This window comes from Desulfatibacillum alkenivorans DSM 16219 (assembly GCF_900142135.1).
Taxonomy (GTDB): Bacteria; Desulfobacterota; Desulfobacteria; order Desulfobacterales; family Desulfatibacillaceae; genus Desulfatibacillum; species Desulfatibacillum alkenivorans.
Genome location: NZ_FQZU01000001.1, coordinates 196,938 through 219,379, shown reverse-complemented (window position 1 = coordinate 219,379; position 22,442 = coordinate 196,938). Strand labels below are relative to the sequence as shown.

The following is a 22,442-nucleotide window of genomic DNA, read 5'->3' as shown; positions in this document are numbered from 1 at the left end:
GTGATGCGCAAACCGGCTCAGTTAAAGGTGTCGGAGAAAATATACTCTCCCTGTTCACCCGGCGCAATGGCAAAGCGAAATTTCTTGCCGCTTTCCTGAACCGGATCATGCCAGGTCGCCTGGTATATTCCCATGCCGGTCCTGGAATTCATCTTAACAAATTGGACTGAAATATCGTAGCCCGAATCGTCAATGGGCTCTCCCTCCTTTGTCAGAACGCGCCATTGATCGCCGTCCATCTCCTGCACGGAGGCAATAGGGCGGTCGAACGCCATCATGCCGGGCGGCAGGTCCTCCCAGGACATTGTCCAGCAGGCCTCCAGGTTGTCGCCTTCAGGCTCATAGACCGGCTGGCCGACGATCTTTCGTTCCTCCGCCGGAGCCTCCTTTTTTATCAGATAATGCTTTGTTTTTAAGTCAAAGGCCCACGAGGATGGCAATTCCGGGGCCTGATCTCCGGAAGCCAGGCTTTTGACCATATCCGAAAGGTGGGCCGCTAAAAATGCGCCCGTCCCGGGGCCGTACAAGGTGTGGCCGCCTTCGTAATATTGCAGGGAGTATTCCTCGGGCGTGGTTACGTATCCCCAATAACCATTGGAGCAGCTCATGACATAATATTGGTTTACGCCTTTTAAGCCTGCGTTTTCGGCGCTTTCCTTCACCGATGCGGCGATCCGCGCCCCTTGCTCCATGCACGTTTCAAAAGGAATGGGCATGATGACAACATCCCCGATCCGGATAGCCTGCAGGAAAAGGACGTGGGGAAAATCCTCTCGGGGTAAAATCAGGTATTGAAACGGGCCGCCAACCACCCGTTTTTCCGCCTGGCATCCGTGGGTGAAAACCTTGCGCGGCCATCCAGGGGCGAAAAGAGGCATTTTGTGCAGGACCGGCGTGTACCGGGAGGTGGCGCCCGCAGTAAGGGCGCATCCCACCACCGCCCGGCTGCAGACGGCGGCGTCCGCCTTGGTTGGACTTTCCAGCACGTCCAGCTCCTTGGCGAAAAAGCCGACCGGAACATCGTCTTTGAGTTCGCCGTCCAGAGATGTGAACAAATCCATGGCGGCCCGCCCCACGATCTTCCCCACCCGTTTGGCTTCGATAAAGCCTTCGTCGATTTCCGGCGGGATTTCCGGGGTGTTGTCCCCGTGGGTCATGTTGCAGGCGGCGTGAACCGGTTCAAAGGGCGTTTTGTAAGCCTTTTTGATCCCCCACTCCACTTCCCGTTCGATGTACGCGAACACGTCCCCGTTATACAATTTGTTGCCCGTGCTGATGGCCGTGGGATGGATGGAAAAATTCGTAAACGCCCCGGCCGGGTGATAGGCGCCGTCGTCCGCAAGACAGTCTACCCGGATCATGTGCAGCAAAGGATTGACCGCCTGGTCGGCCGGAGGCTCGTCCGTCACGTTGGCGTTCCGCCAATACGCCGGCAGGCTGCGGTTTCGGGTGGCGCCGTATACGTCTACAGAGCCCATGGCGATTTTTGCAGGACGCCGGTTTTCATAAGCCTGGACGGCCGCCATGGCTATGCGGTCGCAAAGAAACTCAAAAAAATCCGGCTCCAGCCCCTTTTTAGCGGAAGCGAATTTATTATAGAAATTGCTGCCGAAAAAATTGGCGGGCGCGCTGTGGGTGTGAGTTCCGGCCATCACAAAGCCGGCGGGCTCCACATCCGTTTTTTGCGCAACAATCTCGGCGGCCTTATGATGCACGGCCAAAGAGCCGGCAAGCAGATCGCACTGCACCAAGCAGACGGGCCTGCCATGCTTCGGCTTGATGTAAACAGCCCGGGCGTACAACTTGGTGCGATACCCCATACCCTGCTTGCCCATCATGGAATAGCCGCCCATGGGCATGCCCGGGCCGGGGGTGATGTCCACCCTCGCGAACCCGGCCGTCATTGTTTGATTTTCCATTTGGACATCCGGCCGGATGTTTTCGGCGCTAATCGCCAGATGCTTTGCAGCGCATCCTCCCAAGCCGGAAAGCAAAGCCATTCCCATAATCCCCCCCAAAAGGCATTTAAGCAATCGCCGCACAGTACCCCCCTTGAATGTTTGATTGGACAGGCAGAGGCAAGAAAGGGGCCGTCAGGCCCCTCCGAATTGACCACTCGTAGGAATATGTTCCAAGCCCGGGATTTTGTCAAGGCTTCCCTTAGGCTGCGTTGTAAGATTTGCCCTCCAAAACCATTCGAATCGCCGAGGCAAGCTCCTCCACGGCCAAAGGCTTAGGCAGCATGGCCTGGATTCCCATTTCCCCGGCTTTTTCTTCGCTCATGGCGTCGGAATACCCTGTGCAAATGATTACGGGGATGTCGCTGCGGACATCCTTGGCTCTTTGCGCCAGCATTTCTCCGGTGATTTTGGGCATGGTCATGTCGCAAATGATCAGGTCGTAATGGGTTGGGTTTGCCTTAAAGGTCGTCAGGGCCTCCAAGCCGTCCGTAAACCCGGTCACCGTATATCCCAAATCCTCCAGGATGCGCAGATAGGGCTCGGTAACCGCCAGTTCATCGTCCACGAACAAAATGGACTCCGTCCCGTGAGGAATGTCCGTTGCTTTTCTGGGGCTGCTTTTGGGACGCTCGGACACGATGGGAAAATAAACGTCGAACAAAGTCCCTTTTCCGGGCTTGCTTTTAACGACAATGGCGCCGCCGTGCTGTTTGACGATTCCGTAAACCACAGCCAGCCCCATGCCCGAGCCTTTTCCGGTTTCCCGGGTGGTGTAGTAGGGGTCAAAAATATGCTTCATGACCTCGGGCTCCATGCCGCAGCCGGTGTCCTGAACCCGCAATTTGATATAGTTCCCGACTTGCAGCTCGGGAATCTTTGCCGCGGTTTTTCTGTCCACTTCCTCGCGGATCATGGAAAAATGCAGAATCCCGCCGCTCTGAGCCATGGCGTGGGCCGCGTTTGTTCCAAGATTCATGATGATCTGGTGCACCTGGGTGGCGTCGGCGTGAATGATGATTTCCCACTCCTTAAGCGCCATGACGACTTCAATGGTGGAAGGAAGGGCGGCCTTTAAAAGGGTGACGGCTTCCTTTATCACCGGCCCGAGTTGCACGGGCTTTTTCTCTTCCCCCGTCTGCCTGCTGAAATTCAGGATTTGCTTGACCATCTCCTTGGCCCGGTCCGTGGCATTCATGATCTGGTCCAGGCTTTCCTGCACCGCGCCCTTGTTGTCAATGCGGAACTGGGCCAGTTCGGTGTAGGCCCTGACGCTGGTGAGGATATTATTGAAGTCATGGGCCACGCCGCCGGCAAGGGCGCCGATGGCTTTCATTTTTTGGGCGTGCAGGAGCATCTGTTCAAGCTGCTTGCGCTCGGTGATGTCCTCCCCTATTCCCAAAAGTCCTATGACTTCATTGTCCTGGTCCATCCTGGCGGAAAGGTTGAGTCTGACCCACTTGTCCGAGCCTTCTTTGGAAAGCTCCCGGACTTCGCAGGACGTGGCGTCCTTGTTTTCTATGACATGATTCCTGGCCTGGGACAGAATCTCCCTGGATTGGGGATCGTCCACATAAATTTTGGTGATTTTCTCACCGACCATTTCTTCGGCCGAGAATCCGAAAATATTTTCAGCGCCCTTATTCCAGTACCGAATGATTTGATCCAGGTCCGTGGATACAATGGATATGGCCGAGGAGCTTTCCAAAATGCTTCGGAGCTTGTCCTCCGTCTCCTGGCGTATTCTAATCTCCTCTTCCAGGTCTTCGGTGCGCTTGTTCAATTCCCGAATCCGGTCCTGCAGTTCGCTGTCCAGGTATCCGGCCTCGCACCCTGAAGAAAGGTGGTCCTTCATAATGGAGAGCACGTTTTGGTCCTGCTCGGTGAAAAGCGCCCCGCCCTGCTTGGCGCCCAACGCAATGACGCCGATCATTCGATCCTGCTCAATCAAGGGGGCGACAAAAGTTGGACTGCCAGGCCCCATCTCGCCGGATTTCACCAGTTCCATCATCTGGGCGCCGGAGTCCAGGGCGAGGACGGGATCCACGCCCCGGGAATCCACCAAGGAAAAATTGGACCCTCTCTCGTCCCTGATAAACACAGCCCCGGAGGCTGCCCCCGTGGCCGCCATGGCTTTTTCCAAAAGCAGATGCATGAGCTTGGTCTTGTTGCGCTCCTCCCGCACCGCGTCGGCGAACTCCTTAATGCACAAAAGCTCTATGACTCTCTGATTGGCCCTGTCCGTAGTTTTTTCCAGCTTGGCAATCAGGCTGTTTATGGTTCCGGAAATGTCGCCAAGCTCATCGTCTTCGAATTTCGCCGCCGCCAGGGCTGTCGAGTCTCCCTGCTCCACTTTTTTTCCGAATTCGGCCAGATCCGCCACGCGGTCCAGAATCTGGCGCAGCAGGATGAACCCTCCCAAAATAAGAGCCAGAACAAAGATGAAGATAAGCGCATTGTAATAATCGAGCAGAATCTTTTTTTCATACAAAAAATAGGCGATGGCAAAAGCGGGAATGACGAAAATGACCGATTGGATGAGCATCAACTTATAGCGTATGCTCTGATCAAAAGGCTTTTGCTCTTTCCTGGGACTGTTAGGGTCCATTCTCACGCCTCCGCATTACATGGCCCGGGCTTGCTCATCCCCGGTGAAATTCAATATTGCAACGGTCCCGTCCCGGCCGTTGACCTCAAGATAATCGTTTGTATTGATATTGCGGCAGGCTTCCGCCACGCCGGTTACGGCCGGGATGCCGTATTCCCTGGCTACGATGGCCGCATGGGAAAGCATGCCGCCCGTCTGAACGACCAGGCCGGAGATCAGCCCGAAAACCGGGGTCCAGCCGGGGTCCGTATTGGGCGCCACCAGGATGTCCCCCTGGCGAACGTTCCGTAAATCCTCCGCCCGCATTACGACCCGGGCCGTTCCTTTGGCGGCGCCGGGCGAGGCTGGAGTTCCGCGGAAGCCGTTTTTCACCGCAACCCTTTTTTGGGGAAAAGGCTCTCCATCCAGAATCCATTCAGGAGGAAGCCGGGAGGAATCCTTTATAAAAGCCGCCCGTCTGGCTTCCACTTCCGGAGGCTTTGAGGCGGAGCCGTCCCATAAGGATTTCAACTCGTTATAAGTTACAAAAAATATGTCGTCTTCCTGCTTAAGCAGGCCTTTTGTTTGTAGTCTTGCCGCCATCTCCAGGATGACGCGGCGCATGTCCGCCAGGATGTAGTCCAGAGCGTAGCGCTGATTCTCCCTGTATCTAACGTATTCCCTGGCCAGGGACAAAGACTTTTCCGCAATAGCCCTTTTCCACCAGCCGCCGGGCTGCCGCCTCACCTCTTGCAGCCAGGAGTCTTTTTGATCCTTTGTTTTCCCGGCTTTGTTTCCTTCCATGCCGGATGCGGCAAAAGCCAGAATGTTGTTGAGAATCAGGCCGGGGTCGTCCATCCACCGGGGAAGGCGGGTTTCCCGGGAACTGCCGCGATGCCCGTGCCGTTGGATAAAGCCTTTGAATTCCGAAACAAAAGATTTTGACTCCGGCATGGCGGCGATGTCTTCCAGGGAGGGCGAGTCAGGCGAACAAATCAGGCGCTCCCGCAGGCCGGGAATCTTTGCGGCCAAGCGGCTTAGCTGCTCAATTTCCTCATTGACCTGGGTGGTGCTGTTGCCCCGCGGGCTGGTGAGAAGCATTTCAAAATAGTGGCCTTCCGGGTCGGCCGTCTGGGTGCGGGAGGTCCAGTTTTCGCAAATCCAGGCGCAAATCATCCGGGTAGGCGCCAAATAGGAGCCAAGGCCCCATCGCACGAACTTAAAATGCGCCCTGCCCATGCGGTCGTTCCGCATAAGCCGTTGCCATAAATCCTGGTCGCTCAGGGGGGAGAGATCCCGCCCAAGCTCGGGAATAAGCGCGTCCTGCACTTGCTTAAGGTACTTGGGCAATCTTTTGTAATGGGAGAGCATGCCCGAGTTTTTGTCCGACAGGGAGGACCGAAGCAGGCTCAGCGCAAGCGCGGCGGGACGGAATTCTATGGAAGAGGCTTCGGCCCGCCAATAAGGCGGCATCCAGTTCAACTGCCGCTCCATGCGCATGGCCGGATGAACCAGGCGCAGCAGCCTGCGCATGTATTCGGGATTGAAATACACGTGGCTGTTAATGCGTTCAAAGGGCTCCACCTGAGATAAAAAATTCCACCCGCAAATGCGGCCAAGGTCCCTGATGTAATCGTCCCTGATCCATCGCCCCATGAGCGTGTATTGCAAATCCGTGGTGGCCTCGGCCCAGAACTCGTCGCCCCAGGCCCGGGTCCACACTTTGGAGGGGCGCTTTAGGGTGGTTATGGGCCGGGTTTGGAGAATCCACAATTTTTGGCCGTCATAAGCCCATTCCACATCCTGGGGGGCGGCCATGGCTTTTTCTATATTATTTGCGGCTTCGCAGAAAAAAACATCGCCCACGGCGTCCAGGCATTGTTTGTTTTGATCGTGAAACACAGCCTCCAAACGCCTTCCAGAACGGGATAATTCCAGCCGGTCGGGATTTTTTCGCCCGGAAACCAAGTCCTCGCCCAGGCCGGGAATGCCTTCCACCACAATGCAATCCACATCGGGCAGGACAGGGTGCCTCGTAAACAACACACCGGCGCATTGGGCGTTGACCATGGCCTGAATCACCACCGCCATGGAGGATGAGGAAGACTGCTCCATTTTATCGCGATAAACGTCTGCATGGAGGGATCGCGCGGAGTCCAGGCAGTCCAGAACCCGGGAAGCCAGTTCATCCCGCGGGACGTTTAAAAAGGTGTCGTGCTGGCCCGCAAACGAGGCCTGACGGCCGTCCTCTGAGGTCCCTGACGAACGCACCGCCCATTGAGTCCGGGGGGGATAGGAGGACAAGGCTTTGCAAATCAGGTTTTGCAGGCGGGACAAATTGCTTTGATCGGCGTTTTGCAGCAGCCTGGCGGTTAGAACCACTCCGCCCGGAACGGCAAATCCGGCCCTTGCCAGACGCACCAGGTTGGCGCCTTTTCCGCCGTGAAGTTCTATAGACGGTTTGGCTCGCTTGGAGATGGGCGTCCATAAGGGTTTGGATATAAGCGCCATAACTCTTCTCTTACAGGCTTTGCAGGCCGAGTGCGACCATTTTGGGGACTTCCGGCAGGTAACTCGCCAGGCCGAAACGGGGTTTATACAGACGCTCCACCACGCCGACGCCTTGCTCGCCGTTGCAGGAAAAAACGCCGAAATTCTCATTAATGATTGCTCCGTCTTTGAACAAAGACCAGCGGGTTCTTCCCTGAAAGGCAATTTGCCTTCCTGGCTGTCCTTGCGGGGTTATGGTAAGATTCAAGCCGGAGCCGTCCTTTTTTTCCCATTCCGCCTCTCCCTGAATCAAATCCACGCTTCCTTTGGCGTCGCCCAGAAACCCGCAGGTTTTCGCCGGCGGCCCCTCGCCCAGGTTCCAGTAATTAAAAGCCCAGCCCGAGGAGAATTGCGCGCTTATCCAGGTCCACGATCCCACCCCGGACCAATGCCTGGGACCCCAGGAGTGATCGCGCTGCCCCATGCCGTTGATCTTGATTTTCCTTCCTTTACGGCGAATCACGCCGGTCGCCTTGCCGCCTTGTTCATAATGCCTGGCGGCGGCGGACTTCCCTTCCGCGGTAATCACTTCCGGAAACATGTGCATGGGGGTTATCGCTTTGAAAGCCAGGTTCATTTCCACGTTTCGGGTTTTTAACCTCAATTCCCAATGGTCCATGGGAGAGCGGCAAACAAACTCCAGGCCTTTAGTTTTCAGGCTCTCAGGCGGGTTGATGGAAACCTCCCTGGATTGCAAAGATTTGCCCACTGCCGGGTATAATATGGCGGGCCGCCCATTTATGGAAGCCAGCAACAATCCGTCCGCTTTGCCCTTATAAGGGCAATACGCAATACGGGTCAGCCCGTAAGCGCCGGTTTCAGAATCTGCAAAATTGAAATACCAGGACTCCTGCCAAAACGGATCGTCAGTCGGTTCATGCCTTCCTTCCAAAAAGCCGTATTCATCGTCTTTGAGCATAGAATATCCGCAAGTCCGTGAGGCGGTTTTTCCATCCAACCTGAACAGAATTAAAAAACGCAATATTTCATCCGATCGTACAACTGTATAGAAATATGATATCACAAGGAAATCAGCATGACAAGAAAAGTGACCGCAGGAGGAGGCGCACCGCAGATAGGGTTTGAAGACGGAGGCGGACTAAGTGGACGCCGGCTTTAAAACACCGGCGCCGCCGTCATGACGGAAAAAGAGTTACGACTTTTCCGTCATTGAGCGCCGCATTGGCAACAACCCGGTATTTATTCATAAATAAATCCAGGTTATAGTCAGGCTTTCGATTGGAAGCGTTGAACCAGATCACCTGCACGGAGCCGTCTTCAAGCACGTCGGCGTGAAGCCTGTCGAGCTTTGACTGCTCTTTCGGCAACAGGCGGCACTCGGCGCCTGTCTTGTAATAGACAAAACGGGCGAGGTTGCTGTACGCCTTCCCTGTGGGAGGGTTTTGCGTTATCCATTGCGCCGTCCCCGAGTCCGCCCATTTTTTTTCATGGTAGTTGCCAACGCCGGCATTGTGCAAATCCGCGGCATTCTGCACCGACCCAACAAGCCCCGCCGCCAGCCACGCTGCGCACACGGTAATTATGATTTGTTTTGTCTGCTCCGGGGATTTACCGTCCTTTGCCGACGAAGCCCGGTCAAAGAGCCAAAAGGCCAAAATGATGATTCCGAAATATAAAACAGCTATGTAACGGGTTGCGGAGTCGTCGAGAAGGGTGTTCAAATACGTAAAAAAGATGGCGCTGATGTAAGCGGCGGTCATCACTCCCAGAGTCCAGGGAAAGGTCCACTTTTTGAAGGAATTGACGGCCATAGAAACGCCGCCGGCTTTTTTGAGTGCAAATCCCATAAATCCAGCCGCCGCAAAAATCAGAAGCGCCTTAAGCGGTTTGGCCATATCCCAGGGATAAATCAAATAGGCGGCCGTGGCGCCGAATGTATTGAGGACTTCAAAAAGGTTGTGGCCGGATGGCTTGCGCGGCCCGGTAAGATACGAGACGGTAAGATAGTTTCTGGCCATCCACGCAAAAACCGGGGTGGAGGCGATGGTCCCGAAAAGCAGGCATTCTTTGATCCTTTGAAAAAAACCCGCCCGGCCCGGCCGAACCAGCAAAAGAAAGACCGCCGCCATCACAAGGCTGGCGCCGATATAACGCTGCAAACAAGCCAGCCCCGCCATGATCCCGGCCGCAGCCAAAAGCGCGGTTTTCTCCCGCTCCAGGTATTCGTGAAAAAAAATAACCAGCCACAGGGCCAAAAGGCAAAAGAGCGGCTCGGACCAAGCCATGTAATAAAAGGCGAACATGGCCGGCATGAGCATGGAAAGGGTTCCCATAATTATGAAAGGCCGGCTGCTCAGGTTCCGTTCCAAAAGATAATGTACGGTAAAGACGATACCCGCCAAACTGAGCAGGTTAATCCAAAAAGGCGCTGTAACGAGGTTCATTCCCAGAACGCCCATGAAGGCGATGATAAGCGGCTGCAAGGGCGCCCAGCCGGTATAAGGCAAGCCGTCAAAGGAGTAGAAGCCGTTTCCGTCCATGAGATTATTTGCGCAGGCAAGGTATTGCACGGAATCCGGCGAGTAGCCGGGAACTAAGCCTCCCTGGGCGTAAAGGATCAAAAGGGCTCCGGCCAAGCTTGCCGCATAGGGTGAAATTCTCATCAAAACGGATCTCTTTCCAGCAGAATATCGTGTCTATTTACTGCTTTTATAGCACACCCAAAAAAAAATTGATACTTCTGCAGACTTTGTAACCAAACCTTGTCTGGCGCCGACTCCCTTAGCGAAACAACATTGCGGAGGGCGCCATTGCGCGGCCCCTTAGACCAGGAGAAAAAATGAAAATCGTTGATTCGGCAGTCACTTTTACCATTGCAGCCATTTTTTTGTGTTTAGGCTCAGGCGCCGCTTTTGCCGGCATGTACGCATACATTCCCAACACAGGCTCGAACTCCATAGCCGTGGTGGACTTTGACACGGATGAAATTGCCGCGGAAATTGCTGTGGAAGACAGCCCCCAGGCTGTGGCCGTCACCTCAGACGGCCAATACGTTTTTGTTGCAAATTCCAATAGCGGGACGGTTTCCGTCATACAAACCAGCCACATATCCACCTCCCAGGACGACGTCATATGCACTGTCAACATTGGCGGGGAATTGGGGGGGATGGCTCTTGACAGGGACAATAAAGCCTTGTGGGTTGTATCTTCGTCCACGAACAAGGCCGCCAAACTGGATCTCTCGGACATGGATAATATTCAAACAACCACCATTAGCGTTGGCGACAATCCCCGGGGCGTGGCGGTTTTCCGCGACGGCGAGACGGTTTTTGTAACCAACGCCGATGACGACACCGTAACGGTTATCAGCAACGGCGGCGCATCCACAATCGATGTGGGGGACTCCCCCGGCGGAATCGTAGCCGGCAGATACAACGATTACGTATACGTAGCCAACGAGGGGGACGGCGCCATTTCAGTCATTGACGGGGAAGAACTGGAAGTGGTGAAAACCATCACCGTAGGCTCCGGCCCCTGCGCCCTGGCCCTGGCCTCCTGGGGCAGCTACTTGTATGCGGCCAACCAGGCCGACGGAACCGTCAGCATCATCAACGCCGTCACATTCTCCGTGTTGGAAGAAGGCGTCGCCGTGGGCTCCTCGCCTTCCGGCCTGTCCGTTCCGCTTAACGGCTCCGACGCTTATGTAACCGATTCCACGGACAACACCCTGAGCATCGTGGACCTGGATGGAAACGTTACCACCATGGACAACGCCTATCTCAACACTTCCAATATCGTCGATCTGAACGGCCCCATGGGTCTGGGTTGCTTTATCGGGGGAGACGCTCCGGATGCTCCGGACGATCTCACAGTCAGCAATGTGGGGGAGACGAGCTTTAAAATCACATGGAACGACAACTCCAATACGGAAGACGGCTTCAAACTGGAAATCAAACAAGAAGCCCAGGATGAAGCGGAATACAAAATTTGGGCGCTCATTGATGAAAGCGAAGAAAGCTATTGGGTTACTGGCCTGAACGACGGCATCACATACAATGTCCGGCTGGCTGCATATACAGAGGGGGCCGACTCCGGCTTTTCCACCTCAGCCTCGGCGTCAACCGACGAAAGCGAGGACGATGACGACGATGACAGCAACAACGACTGTTTTATCGGAAGCCTGTTTCACTAAGAAGTAAATTCGGTTTGTCGGGGACAGAGGGTCACTGGCAAGGCCCTGGCGGAAGCGGCCGATGGCAAGGTCATCCCGCCTCCTGACAATAAAAACGCCATTCCGGGAACGGGAACCCCCGGAATGGCGTTTACTTTTTTTGGCGATGGGAAATGAAATGTATCAGCCGGCTTTTTCCCGGTATTTCTCTGCAGCCTCTTGGGCTGTCATGCCATCGTGCACAATGGAGCAGGCGTACTGCAGAAAGGCCACAGGGTCCTTGCTCTGAAACACGTTGCGGCCAACGGAAAGCCCTTTGGCGCCGGCCTTCATGGCGTTTTCAATGGTCACGAACATTTCTTCGGCCGAGAGTTTGCTGCCCCCGGCGATGAGGATAGGCGCCGGGCATCCCTCCACCACCCTGGCAAAGGATTCCGGATCGCCTGTGTAGCTTACCTTGACGAAATCCGCGCCCAACTCCGCGCCCACCCGGGCGGCCAGCCGCACCATTTCAGGATCGGTTTCGTTTTCGATGTTCCGGCCCCGGGGATACATCATGGCCAGCAAAGGCATGCCCCAGTAGTTGCATTCCACGGCCACCTCGCCCAAAGCCTGCAGCATGGCGGGCTCGTCGTCGTCCCCGAGGTTCACATGCACGGAAACCCCGTCAGCGCCCATACGGAGGGCGTTTTCCACGGTATTGACCAAAACCTTTTTGTTGGGCCTGGGAGAGACCATGGTGGACGCGGACAAATGCAGAATCAGCCCGATGTCCTTGCCGCCCTTGCGATGGCCCCAACGCGGCAGGCCGATGTGTCCGATGACCGCATTGGCGCCGCCCTCGGCGATTGTGTTCACGGCCTGTCCGATATCCACCAGCCCGAATATGGGGCCGACCGTCACGCCGTGATCCATGGGAACCACAACCATCCTGCCGGTGTTGCGGTCCATGAGCCTTTCCATCCGAATATCTTTTCCTATGTTGGACACGTACTATCCTCCCGCCGGCGAAATCCGTGCATGGATTTCGCGCGTAAAAACGCCGTTATAATCAGGACGGGGGTTAAATCCAACCCAGGACGCCTCCGAACACGACAAGGCAGGCCAGGTCAAATCCCAGGATCCCCAAAACGGCCCTGATCTGATTCTTTCTGTTTTCCATATCATGCACCTTAAAGGCAACAACAAAAAACGGAAAATAGCCCAGTAAAAAGATGAACACAGGAAACTTGATGTTCCAGAAACCCCACTCCCAGACCAAAGCGCCGGCCAGATTAAGCAGGATCTCCACAAACACGGCCAGCAGGGAAAAGACAACAGACATGAACCAGCGGTTGTTCACGCCCAGGATTTTCATGTCCTTGTCCTCGGGCAATTGCTTTAAAAACACAATGCCCATGATTGCGAACATAAAGCAGATTTCTATGTTCAGACCGGTAAGGATGATAAAGCAGGAGTTCTTGGCCAGGCCCCAGCATGGGGCGAAATTGGTGAAGTGCAAGAACAGGCTGTTCCAGATTTCGTTGAACCAGTCCATGCCCCACAAAGCCAGACCGCCAAGGATGACGCTCCATCGCTTGTGCTGGACCTCATTGGCGTAGACGTACAGAACGAGCAGCAGCAAGGGAATAATATACCACTGGAAATTGCTGGGGTCTCTCAATATGGCCTGGGTGGCCTGGGAATTCGGGGTCATGGCTTACCTCCTGTGCTTTTAAGGATTGCAAAAAGAAACAATGGGACCGAAGCCGCAACCCGTCAGGGGCCGGACAGAATCCTGATAAGCAGGCTTCGGATTTTCTGCAAAAAGGAGCCGGAGCCTTTCGGCGGCTTGACGGCCCATTCTTCCTCGGACAGGGAGGCTTCCTCCAGATAGGCGGCGACGATTTCACGGGCTTGTTCGGCCTGGTCCGCGGGCGCCCATAAAGGCGCGGGAAGGCCTTTCTCCGGGCGCGGCTTTTGGGCGCCCTCATGCTGCGGGCGCTTCTCAATGCAATCCACGCCCTCCGCGCGGAGAAAACTCTGCACTATGGCGGACTCCGCCTGGGTTTTCGGCTGAAAAATTTCGATATATTGCGGCAATGCACTCCCCCTCTTGAAGCAGCGAAAGTAAATCACCTTAATAATATTTAGTCAATCTTAAAGACCATGTGAAACAGGACATTGCCATGCAATAACCTGATTTGGTATGGTTTCCCCAGTACCATCAGCAACCAAAATTTCCGCCGGAACAGGAACGCGTTTCAGGGACCGCCCTTAAGCCCGTTTCGCAGGGAAGAGCAGCCCTTTAGCGCCCTGACTTGCTGGTTCGGCCATAACGCCTGGTGCAGGAGGACTTTTTATGTTGGATCATACTTTAAAAAAATTGGCCGCATGCGTCCTGATTGCAGGGTTATTATTCGCCATGCCGGCGGCTTCCATTGCAGCGGACGACGGCGACTCCGGCGTCCAGACTCTGCAATCCATGATTTCGGACCTGGAAAAAGCCATAGAAAGCGCGGACAAAAGAATGATCGCCCATCCCAGCTTTCTGGACGAGCTGCGGGGATTGGTGGAAGCCTACAAGGCTAAAATCCGCACCGTGTTTTTTTCGGACGATTTTTCGGACGGCAATTACAAATTATCCCCCCGTTGGACCGTGGACTCGGGCTTTTTTCTGGTCACCCCAGGCAAGCGCCTTCGCAGCCAGGTGAACGAAAAGAAAGCCGCCGCCAAGCAAGGCGGCAGTTCCAACCAGGGGGAGGAGGTTTTCAACATCCTGTTGAAAGGCATGCTGGACGCGGCCACGAACGACCAAGGCTCCCAGCAGGGCGCCGCGACCCAAAGCGTGAAGGAATATGAAACCCCGGCCGTCATCAGAACCGCCTGCTCCATCCCGGCGGCCTTTGAAGCCGACGTTTCCTTTGCGGCGGAGCCTTCCCAGGGGGCTATGGAAATGGTATTAATGGGCGGAAGCCCGGCCCGGGCCCTGTACCGGCTTGTATACAACGCGTCGCCGTCCGCGGACCGGCCCATCCAGATCATCCGGGAAAAAGGCGGCCGCAGTTATGTCATTGACATGGCCGGCGAATATCCTATGCTGGAAGACGGCCGGTTGCATCGGATTCAGTGGAGCAGGGACATGAACGGCAATATGCTGGTCATGGTGGATGGAAAAACCCTGATTCGCACCGTGGAGTTGTTTTATAGAGATTCCTTCACCGGCTTCGCCCTGGCCAATCAGGGCGGAATATGGGAATGGGATTCCGTAAGAATTCTGCAGCCCATGCCCGGCCAGTAGCTAGTTTTTTGGATCAATCAATTATTTGATGCTTTAGGAGAGCGCGAAATGCTGCATAAAGATCAACCCCTAAAAAAATACGCAATTCTTTTTGCCGCGGCGCTGCTATTGACGGTTTTGGCCGCCTGCCAGTCCACTTATTACAACGCCATGGAAAAAGTCGGCATCCATAAGCGGGACATCCTGGTGGACAGGGTGGAGGACGCCCGGGACGCCCAGACCGACGCCCAGGAGCAATTCAAGTCCGCCCTGGAGCAGTTCAGAAGCGTGGTCCACGTCCCCACAAGCGACCTGAGCGAAGCCTACGACCGCTTGAACGCGGAATACGAGGACAGCAAAAAGGCCGCCGAACGGGTGTCCGACCGGATCGACGGCATCGAGTCCGTGGCCGACGCCTTGTTCGAGGAATGGGAAGGCGAACTGGCGCTTTACAAACGCGCCGACCTTCGCGCTCAAAGCCAAAAGCAGCTTGCGGCCACCAAATCCCATTACAACAAAATGCTGGCCAGCATGCACCGCGCTGAAAAAAGCATGACCCCCATCCTGGAAACCTTCCAGGACAACGTCCTGTTCCTCAAGCATAACCTGAACGCCCAGGCCATCAGCTCCCTGCGTTCGGAGTTCTCCTCCCTGAAGGGAGAAATCGACGTACTGATCAAAAACATGAATGCGGCTATCGAGTCCTCCAACCAGTTCATCCAGGAATTTCAGGTTAAATAGAAAAGGCTTTTTATGAACCTAAACGTATTATGGCTGATCATCATCGCCCAGTTGATTCACGTGGGGATCGAGGAAAATCCCCGTTTTGTGGAGTGGGCCAAAACCTTTCAACCGGATTTTGACCGGCGGCAATTTCTCCTGGGAAACGCGGTGATCGGCGCATACATGCTCATTGCCGTGGGGCTGGCCGTGTTTCTGCCCGGCAAGTGGACATTGGCCCTGGGCTTGTCCACCGCCAGCTACATCGTGTTTAACTTCATATACCACGCCGCAACCACCCTGGCCTATAAGAAGTACTCCCCCGGCGTGATCACAGGCGCGTTTTTCAACGCGCCGGCCGCCGGATTTGTGTACGCGCATTTTTACACGTCCGGCGCCCTTGGGCCTGTCACGGCCGGAATCTCCCTGATTCTCGGCTTTCTGCCCATGATCCTCATCCTGAAAAACATCGGCCTGAGCCCGGCGGGGGAAAAAAAGGAAGAATAACCCCAAAGTTGCCGTAGGAGATGCAGTGTGAGTCAGATCTTGTAATTATGGCGACCATCCCGGCGATAAAAAAAGTAGTTGGGCGGCCCAGGCATGAAACACCAGGGGCCGGAGGTCAAAAGCCACGGCCGGGAAAGGTTATCGGAGCCAAGGCAAAAGGGCGGGCGGAAGGTCTTGGTTAAAAACTCGTTCCCATGCTGTGCGTGGAAAATACATACTAAAAGTTATTGAATTCTTGCGATATTCATCATGCTGCGGGCTGGTTGACGCCTCGTTTTATCTGACCTTGGACAAGTTATCCTTCAATCGAGTATCTTAAAAAGCACAGCCACGTTCACGCGTCTTTATGCGGCTTCATTTTAAAATAAATCCTGGCGGCCTTTTCCAGGGCGGTCCGGCCCAGGCGAAGCAGGAAAGGATAGTTTTCCAGCTCCCGGGCAATGGCGATGGCCGGGGTTTGCTGCATGGCCGCATAATCCTGCATCACGCCGGCCAGGCGCAGGGCTTCAAACCGGGGCAGCTTGTCCGACGCAAACCCCAAAGCCAGACCACGGGAAAAGTCTCTGTCAGCAACCGGGCGGGCCTTTCTTTGGGAAAGGACCTCTGGGATCACCCCAATTTTTCCTCCTGAACCCAAGAGCACGGGAAAAATACTCTCCGGCGCCTTTATTCTATCCCGGCTCAACAAATCGACCTCGCGCAAATGGAAAAGGGAAAACGCCGCGCCCCCGTGTCCCAGGCAATCCTCCGCCATATTCAACAAAAGCCCGTCCCCCATAGGACGGATAACCCGGCCGCCCTCTTCTTTACAATAGGCCGAGACGGCGCCTGTCCCGGGATTTTGCTCCAGATATCGGGCATGGGTTTGGATGAATTCCGGGGCGGGGCGGTAATCTTCCTCCAGGGCGATTACAATCGCCTCCTTGTTTTCTTCCTGCAGGGCTTTCCCAAAGGCGTCGGAGGAAATATATAAGGTCCGGTCCGGCTTGCGGGTTTGCTTTTCCAGGGCCTGCAGCAAGTCTTCCTCCGGTTTTTCAGCCAGGACCATCAGCACGATTTCCCGAGGTTTAGCCTCCAGAGCAGGCTCGGGCTTTACCTGGGACTCCGTGCTCCAATGCGCCTGATTGATGGCCTGCTGCGCGGCCAGATACTCTCGGCGCACGCCCTGGGCCAGGGCCTGGCGATCCTTGGGTTTCATGGACAGGAGCCGGGCCATGCTTTCAGCCAGGGAATCGGGATCAGGCGTGCAAAGACATTGATCGTGATAGTCCTCGGGGACCAGTTCGGGAATTCCGCCGCGATCTGCAGCCAACATGGGGCATCCGCAGGCCATGGCTTCCAGCACCGCGTTGGGGTGGTTGTCCCCCAGGTAGGGCAGCACGCAGACCGCCCTGCCCCGAAGCAGGGTCAGGGTTTTCAGGAGCTTGCGGCGCGGCAGGGCCGCTTCCATGACCTTCAGCCGTTTTCCCAAAGCCTTGATGCAGGCGTTTTCCCGCGCCATGGCCGGGTCCTTCGAACCCAAAACGTAAATTCGGCGGACGGCCTGACCTTTAGGACCGGCCAGCAATTTTTTCAAAGCCTCTACAAAGACCGGAAAGCCTTTCATGGGAGTGCGTGCGCCCATAAAAATCAAGGAATCGGCCCGCCGGAATTCCACCGGCTCGGGCGCGGCGGGCAAGGCCAAGGGATAGCGGAGCTTTTCCATCCGGTCCGGGTTGATGCTGTACCCGGATTTCAAATACAAGTCGCGGAGAAAATCCGTGGGAAAGCTCACGCAGCCGGCCTGTTCAATGGCCTGCTTTTCCCGGGCCATGAGCCTTAAATGGTATTGATCGGCCCACCATTTTCCATGGGCCTGCTCCAGGTACACGTAGGTTCCGTGGCAGCGAATCTTGATGGCGAGATTGTCCGGCAGCAGCCCAGCCCGCTTGGCCTGGGCGATGCGCACGCCCCAGCCGTCGCAATCCTGGATTTCCACGGTTTCCAGGCCGGGGTACAAGGGCAGAATGCGCTTGAAGCATTGGTAGATCAGGTCCTCCTTGGGCAAAAAAGCGCATTGATCCGGACCTACGACAAGGGAAGGGACGATCCAGCGATTTCGCCTCAAGAACTGTTCGGACGGGAACTTTGCCGGGGCGTATTCCTTTTCGCCCACAAAAAAGACCCCCAAACGGTCGCCGCCAAGCAGGTTTTCCATTTCCTGGGCGTAAGACCCTATGCCGCCGCGATACTGAAACCCGGCGTGTTCCGCCGTAATCAGCAAGTGGCGGATGGATTTGGGCGGCAGACGGTTTTCGTCCAAAGCGGGAAAACCGGCCTCCGCGCAATCCGGGTTATTTATTGGGAAGTCCGAATACGAGTCCACAGGCGAATCCCGCCGCAAAAGCGGCTTTTAGTTGAAAATAAAAAAGGTTCTTTCCGGGCTGATTTTTATGCAAAGCCGTCCCTTCGGGTTCGGCCTTGGCCCGGTTCAGCAAAGGCGCATCGTCCTTGAACAAAATGTACGCCGCAACCCGGCCCTGGGTGAAGGCCCTGCCCCGCCAATGGGATTTTAAAGCCTCCTCGCTGGTGAAATGATGCTTAACCCCGGCCTGGGGCTGATACATGAGCTTGTACCCAATGCGCCGGACGCGGCGGCACAGGTCCCACTCTTCCCCCCCCAGCTTGGCTGCCCCGCAATGGCCCAGGTTGACGTCAAACAGCCCGGCCTGCTCCACGGCCAGCTTACGAAAGGCCATGTTGGCGCCCACCGGGCAGGCCCCGGCCGCGTCATAGGCCAGGGGCTTGTCTCCAAAATCATGGACCGGGGTGAAGCCTGCAACTGCCGGAGTGAACCATCCCGGCGCCTTGCCCGGCCACTGGGGCGTAATTTTTCCGCCGGCGCCGCCCGTCTCAGGATCGTCAAAGGCTTGAATCATGGCGGCCAGCCAGCCCGAATCCAGGGAAACGTCGTCGTCCAAAAAGGCGACGATCCCCCCTTGGGCGCTTTTTACCCCCGCGTTCAAGGCGCGGGTTTTTCCGGGGACGGGCTCATGCACATACCGGATCTTTCGATCCGGAGCGGCTTGGACGGCTTTGCCGGCAAGGCCCCTGGCCGCGCCGTCGGGGCTGTTGTCCACAATGAGGATTTCATATTCCTGGGCCGGAAAATCCTGCTCAGCCAGGCTGTAAATGAGCGCCTCCAGGTGAGCGGAGGCGGCCCGGGTGCACAGGATGACGGAGATTTTTACCGAATCCATGGGGATTGATTCCTGCTTTTTTATTATGGTGACGAAAAGGGTTTTCCCGTTTCAAGGCCGAAGCGTTCAATGCACCGAATTCATAAAACTATTCCAAACCCGGGAAATTTGCAAGCCCCGCGCTTGTAAAACAAGGGCCGGACATGATAGGGAATTGTTTCGCTTGGGTTCACAATCCTTTTCTTTCCTGCGAGGACGCGCCTTGACCGACAATCAAAAGAAATCCCTCATCAGCCAGATCGGTACGCCCCGAATGCTGGTCAGCATGCTCATGGGCTTTGCCTGCGGCCTGCCTTTGCTGCTTACAATCACCGTACTCCAGGCCTGGATGAAAGAAGAAGGCGTGGATCTGGGCGTGATCGGGCTCATGAGCTTTGTGGGGCTGCCCTATACCTTGAAATTTTTATGGGCGCCTTTTCTGGACCGATTCACTTTGCCTTTGTTGGGAAGGAGGCGCGGGTGGCTGTTGGCCGCCCAGGTGTGCCTGATGGTCGCCATCGCCGGGTTGGGAATGAGCCAGCCTGCGGCGCGCCCCATGGTCATGGCCATGGCCGCCATTTTGGTGGCGTTCTTCTCCGCCTCCCAGGATATTGTGGTGGACGCGTACCGGCGCGAGGACCTGAGCGACGAAGAACTGGGTCTGGGCTCGTCCCTGTATGTGAACGGATACCGGGTGGGCATGCTGCTGGCCTCGGGCGGCGGTTTGATCATGGCCGATCACATGTCCTACTCCCAGGTTTACCTGATCATGGCGGCCTGCATGCTGCCGTGCATCGCCGTGACCTTGCTGGCCAAAGAGCCGAAGGTTTCCGAACCCTTGCCTGTCAACATGCTGGAAGCGGGAATCAATCCCCTGATTGAGTATTTCAGCAGGAAAAACGCCTTATGGATGCTGGCGTTCATCCTGTTTTACAAGCTGGGCGACTCCATGGCAGGCGCCATGACAACGCCTTTTTATCTGGACGTGGGCTTTACCAAAACGGAAATCGGCAGCGTGGTCAAGTTGTTCGGGTTTTGGGCCACCATAGGCGGAACCATCCTGGGCGGCGTGATTATGCTGCGCACGGGCATCAACAAAAGCCTGTGGATTTTCGGCGTGCTCCAGGCCGCGTCCACGGCATGCTTCGCCATCCTCACAAAAACCGGGCCCAGCATTGAGGTTCTTGCAGGAGTGATCGCGTTTGAAAACCTGAGCTCCGGCATGGGCACGGCCGCCTACATGGCTTTTATGGCCAGCATTACCAACAAGAAATTCACGGCCACCCAATACGCCCTGCTGACCAGCCTCATGGGAATCCCCCGGGTTCTGGCGTCCATGCCCACCGGATATCTTGCAAAATGGTTCGGTTGGGAGCCTTTTTTCATTACCTGCACGGTTGTCGCCATTCCCGGCCTGATGATGCTTATCAAGTTCGCGCCATGGAACGGCCCTCGACAAAACGGGCTTGCCAATCATCCAAGCTGAGTTATTATTTATACATCTTCATTGTTGGGTGAACCTGCGGACGATCTTCCGGAATTCCCAATGTATATGGGCGCAAAATCGCACCGCAATTTTTGGTTGCAAAGCGTCCTGCAGAGCCACCCAACCTGCTATCTTTCTGTACAAAACGTAGGTTGGGTTGAGCCTGTGAAACCCAACAAAAGCCGTGAAACAGTCTTTATGCAAATTGGTGAATCAACCATGGATATAGAAAAAAAACAGCCCCTGTCCCTTGAAAACACCCGGGAGCAAATCCTGGAAATGCCGGCCCAGGAGGCCCTGGACGCCATTATTTCCCATCCCAAAGCCGGCGCCCTGGTGAAATCCTTTTCCGCCCAGGATCTGTATTTTTTAATCCATGAAATCGGCCTGGACGACTGCTTGCCCGTCCTGTCCCTGGCTTCCACCCGCCAATGGCAATACCTCATGGACGTGGACATCTGGAAAAACGACCGGGTCGACCAGAAAGCCCTGGTGTCCTGGATGGATAAAATGCTGGCCGCCGATCCGGAAAGGCTGGTCAAGTGGATGGCCACGGTGGAAGCCGATCTTCTGGAAATGTGGATGTACGAAAACGTTTCCGTGCTTTTCCTGGAGCACGACCAGGACCCCAGCGAATTGCCGGAAGGCTACTTTTCTTTGGACGGCGCTATTTACATCAAGATCAAGGATTCGGAGCTGACGGAAGATAAAAACCTGCCCGACCTGGACGACATGACCCGGGAAATCCTCAAGCTCATGGCGGAGATGGATTACACCTATTTCCACAAGATGATGTTTGAACTCCACGGGGTGATTCCTTCGGAGACCGAGGAGAACCTTTTTCGCATCCGCAATGTGCGTCTGGCGGAACGGGGATTCACCCCGCCTCACGAGGCGGCGGCCATCTACCAGAAGCTGGACGCCGAGACCCTTGCCCATCGGCCGAAAAAAATTCTGGCCGCCCAGGACGGGCCCGGCTACGCCCAGCCCTTTTTGTCCAATCATTTCGCCAAGGGGGAAAACCGGTTTTCCCAATCCCTGGCCGCCGTGGACGATCCGAACATAGCCCGGCTCATTCAGTCGGAGTTTGCGGCCCTGTGCAATCAGGTCATCGCCGCGGATAAGGTGAAGCTGCACTCCCGGGAGGATCTGCAAAAATTCGTCAAGAAAACCAGCGGCTACCTGAATATGGGTCTGGAGGAAATCCGGGAGAAAACCGGCGAGGCGCCGGCGGCATCCATCCGCAATCATCCCCTTACGGAAATCTTTCAGGCGGGGTTCGGCCTGGCCTTAAACCTGAAGTTCAAGGCGCAGAAATGGCGCAGGGATTCCTGGTTCCAAAAAAACGGCCTGCCTTTGTCCTTCTGGGGTGAAGAGCGCCTGGGCGTACTGGGCGGTTTGCTTTTGGACAAGCCCCTGGTCTACGACAACTATCAATCCGGCGCCCTGTACCGCGATTTTTCAAGCCGCAAGGACGTGGAGGACTGCGAAAAAATCCTGGACGGCATCATCGCCCTGGACGGCCTCTTCGCCCGCATGAATTGCCTCAAAAGCCTGCCCGATTCAAAAAAACTGAATTGCGAGAACCTGCTTTTGACGCCATGGGCCAACGATCTCCTCGGAAAGGGCTCCGTGGTTGAGCCTTTGTCCCTGGAAGGCTTAAAGGCGTTTTTCCAGGAGCTTTTCGACCCGGCGGAGCACATGGTCCGGGATTCCATGAAGCACAAATTCCTGGAATGGCTGGCTTTGCAAACCAAAAGATCGCCGGAGGAAATCGGCCGGACCTGGGGCCATGCCCTGACCGGACTGTTTGACTCCCTGGAGGAGCAGTACGGCAGGGTTCGCCTGGAAGCATTGGATTCTCGTTATATACACTCGGTATGGGTTGTCTAATGACATCCCCCTGCCCTTCTTAGAACAAAATCCCAAAAAAATTCCTTTTAAGATTGCTTTTTTTGTCAATTTGGACAAGGATTATCCTATTCTTGTGCGTCCGCATAACTTTTCGCTATTACTGCGTTAAGA

The 22,442-nt window shown here is 55.5% G+C and carries 16 protein-coding genes; 6 read left to right on the top strand and 10 right to left on the bottom strand.

Translation table 11 applies throughout. From position 1 onward, the window contains the following. Positions 1-17: 17 nt before the first annotated feature. The 5 genes from BUE18_RS00885 to BUE18_RS00865 form a co-directional block, all read right to left on the bottom strand. Positions 18-1,919 (bottom strand): neutral/alkaline non-lysosomal ceramidase N-terminal domain-containing protein, encoded by a 1,902-nt coding sequence (locus BUE18_RS00885; RefSeq protein WP_170868225.1) that lies wholly within the window; start codon positions 1,917-1,919, stop codon positions 18-20. A 241-nt stretch (positions 1,920-2,160) separates the two neighbouring features. After that, positions 2,161-4,566 carry a PAS domain S-box protein gene (locus BUE18_RS00880; protein ID WP_073471955.1) on the bottom strand — a complete coding sequence of 802 codons (2,406 nt, stop codon included), beginning with the start codon at positions 4,564-4,566 and terminating at the stop codon, positions 2,161-2,163. Positions 4,567-4,581: 15 nt separating this feature from the next. Continuing rightward, positions 4,582-7,056: a PEP/pyruvate-binding domain-containing protein gene (locus BUE18_RS00875; protein ID WP_073471953.1), complete on the bottom strand. Its 2,475-nt coding sequence runs from the start codon at positions 7,054-7,056 to the stop codon at positions 4,582-4,584. Positions 7,057-7,066: 10 nt separating this feature from the next. Continuing rightward, positions 7,067-8,014 carry a DUF7065 domain-containing protein gene (locus BUE18_RS27795; protein WP_073471951.1) on the bottom strand — a complete coding sequence of 316 codons (948 nt, stop codon included), beginning with the start codon at positions 8,012-8,014 and terminating at the stop codon, positions 7,067-7,069. A 217-nt stretch (positions 8,015-8,231) separates the two neighbouring features. After that, on the bottom strand, positions 8,232-9,719 hold the full coding sequence (locus tag BUE18_RS00865; protein ID WP_073471949.1) for an ArnT family glycosyltransferase: 1,488 nt from the start codon (positions 9,717-9,719) through the stop codon (positions 8,232-8,234). A gap of 176 nt (positions 9,720-9,895) precedes the next feature. Here BUE18_RS00865 and BUE18_RS00860 point away from each other — a divergent pair, with 176 nt between their 5' ends. Next, positions 9,896-11,248 carry a fibronectin type III domain-containing protein gene (locus BUE18_RS00860; protein WP_073471948.1) on the top strand — a complete coding sequence of 451 codons (1,353 nt, stop codon included), beginning with the start codon at positions 9,896-9,898 and terminating at the stop codon, positions 11,246-11,248. 162 nt (positions 11,249-11,410) lie between these two features. On the opposite strand, the gene BUE18_RS00855 is transcribed toward BUE18_RS00860, so the two are convergent. From BUE18_RS00855 to BUE18_RS00845, 3 genes are all read right to left on the bottom strand, one after another. Next, complete coding sequence (locus BUE18_RS00855; RefSeq protein ID WP_073471946.1) at positions 11,411-12,217, bottom strand: 2-amino-3,7-dideoxy-D-threo-hept-6-ulosonate synthase; 807 nt, start codon at positions 12,215-12,217, stop codon at positions 11,411-11,413. Positions 12,218-12,290: 73 nt separating this feature from the next. Then, positions 12,291-12,923 carry a hypothetical protein gene (locus BUE18_RS00850; protein WP_073471944.1) on the bottom strand — a complete coding sequence of 211 codons (633 nt, stop codon included), beginning with the start codon at positions 12,921-12,923 and terminating at the stop codon, positions 12,291-12,293. A 62-nt stretch (positions 12,924-12,985) separates the two neighbouring features. Beyond that, a complete protein-coding gene (locus tag BUE18_RS00845) occupies positions 12,986-13,309 on the bottom strand; it encodes a hypothetical protein (RefSeq protein ID WP_073471942.1) in 324 nt (107 codons plus the stop codon). Between the two features lie 259 nt (positions 13,310-13,568). Between BUE18_RS00845 and BUE18_RS00840 the strand changes: the two genes are divergently transcribed. From BUE18_RS00840 to BUE18_RS00830, 3 genes are read left to right on the top strand one after another with little or no spacing between them, the layout of a single operon-like run. After that, complete coding sequence (locus tag BUE18_RS00840) at positions 13,569-14,507, top strand: hypothetical protein (protein ID WP_073471940.1); 939 nt, start codon at positions 13,569-13,571, stop codon at positions 14,505-14,507. Between the two features lie 48 nt (positions 14,508-14,555). After that, the gene (locus tag BUE18_RS00835) at positions 14,556-15,227 is read left to right on the top strand and encodes a DUF2959 domain-containing protein (protein ID WP_073471938.1); all 672 of its coding nucleotides are present in this window, start codon (positions 14,556-14,558) and stop codon (positions 15,225-15,227) included. Positions 15,228-15,239: 12 nt separating this feature from the next. Continuing rightward, positions 15,240-15,713 carry an HXXEE domain-containing protein gene (locus BUE18_RS00830; protein ID WP_073471936.1) on the top strand — a complete coding sequence of 158 codons (474 nt, stop codon included), beginning with the start codon at positions 15,240-15,242 and terminating at the stop codon, positions 15,711-15,713. Positions 15,714-16,047: 334 nt separating this feature from the next. On the opposite strand, the gene BUE18_RS00825 is transcribed toward BUE18_RS00830, so the two are convergent. Both BUE18_RS00825 and BUE18_RS00820 read right to left on the bottom strand, forming a co-directional pair. Continuing rightward, the gene (locus BUE18_RS00825; protein ID WP_073471935.1) at positions 16,048-18,015 is read right to left on the bottom strand and encodes a glycosyltransferase family 4 protein; all 1,968 of its coding nucleotides are present in this window, start codon (positions 18,013-18,015) and stop codon (positions 16,048-16,050) included. Between the two features lie 31 nt (positions 18,016-18,046). Continuing rightward, positions 18,047-18,952, bottom strand: coding sequence for a glycosyltransferase family 2 protein (locus BUE18_RS00820; protein ID WP_073471933.1), 906 nt, complete (start codon positions 18,950-18,952; stop codon positions 18,047-18,049). Between the two features lie 202 nt (positions 18,953-19,154). Here BUE18_RS00820 and BUE18_RS00815 point away from each other — a divergent pair, with 202 nt between their 5' ends. Both BUE18_RS00815 and BUE18_RS00810 read left to right on the top strand, forming a co-directional pair. Continuing rightward, positions 19,155-20,417, top strand: a complete 1,263-nt coding sequence (locus BUE18_RS00815) for an AmpG family muropeptide MFS transporter (RefSeq protein WP_083610705.1) — start codon at positions 19,155-19,157, stop codon at positions 20,415-20,417. Positions 20,418-20,636: 219 nt separating this feature from the next. Next, entirely contained in the window at positions 20,637-22,310 is a 1,674-nt protein-coding gene (locus BUE18_RS00810; RefSeq protein WP_139264571.1) for a DUF6178 family protein, read from the top strand. Positions 22,311-22,442: the final 132 nt, after the last annotated feature.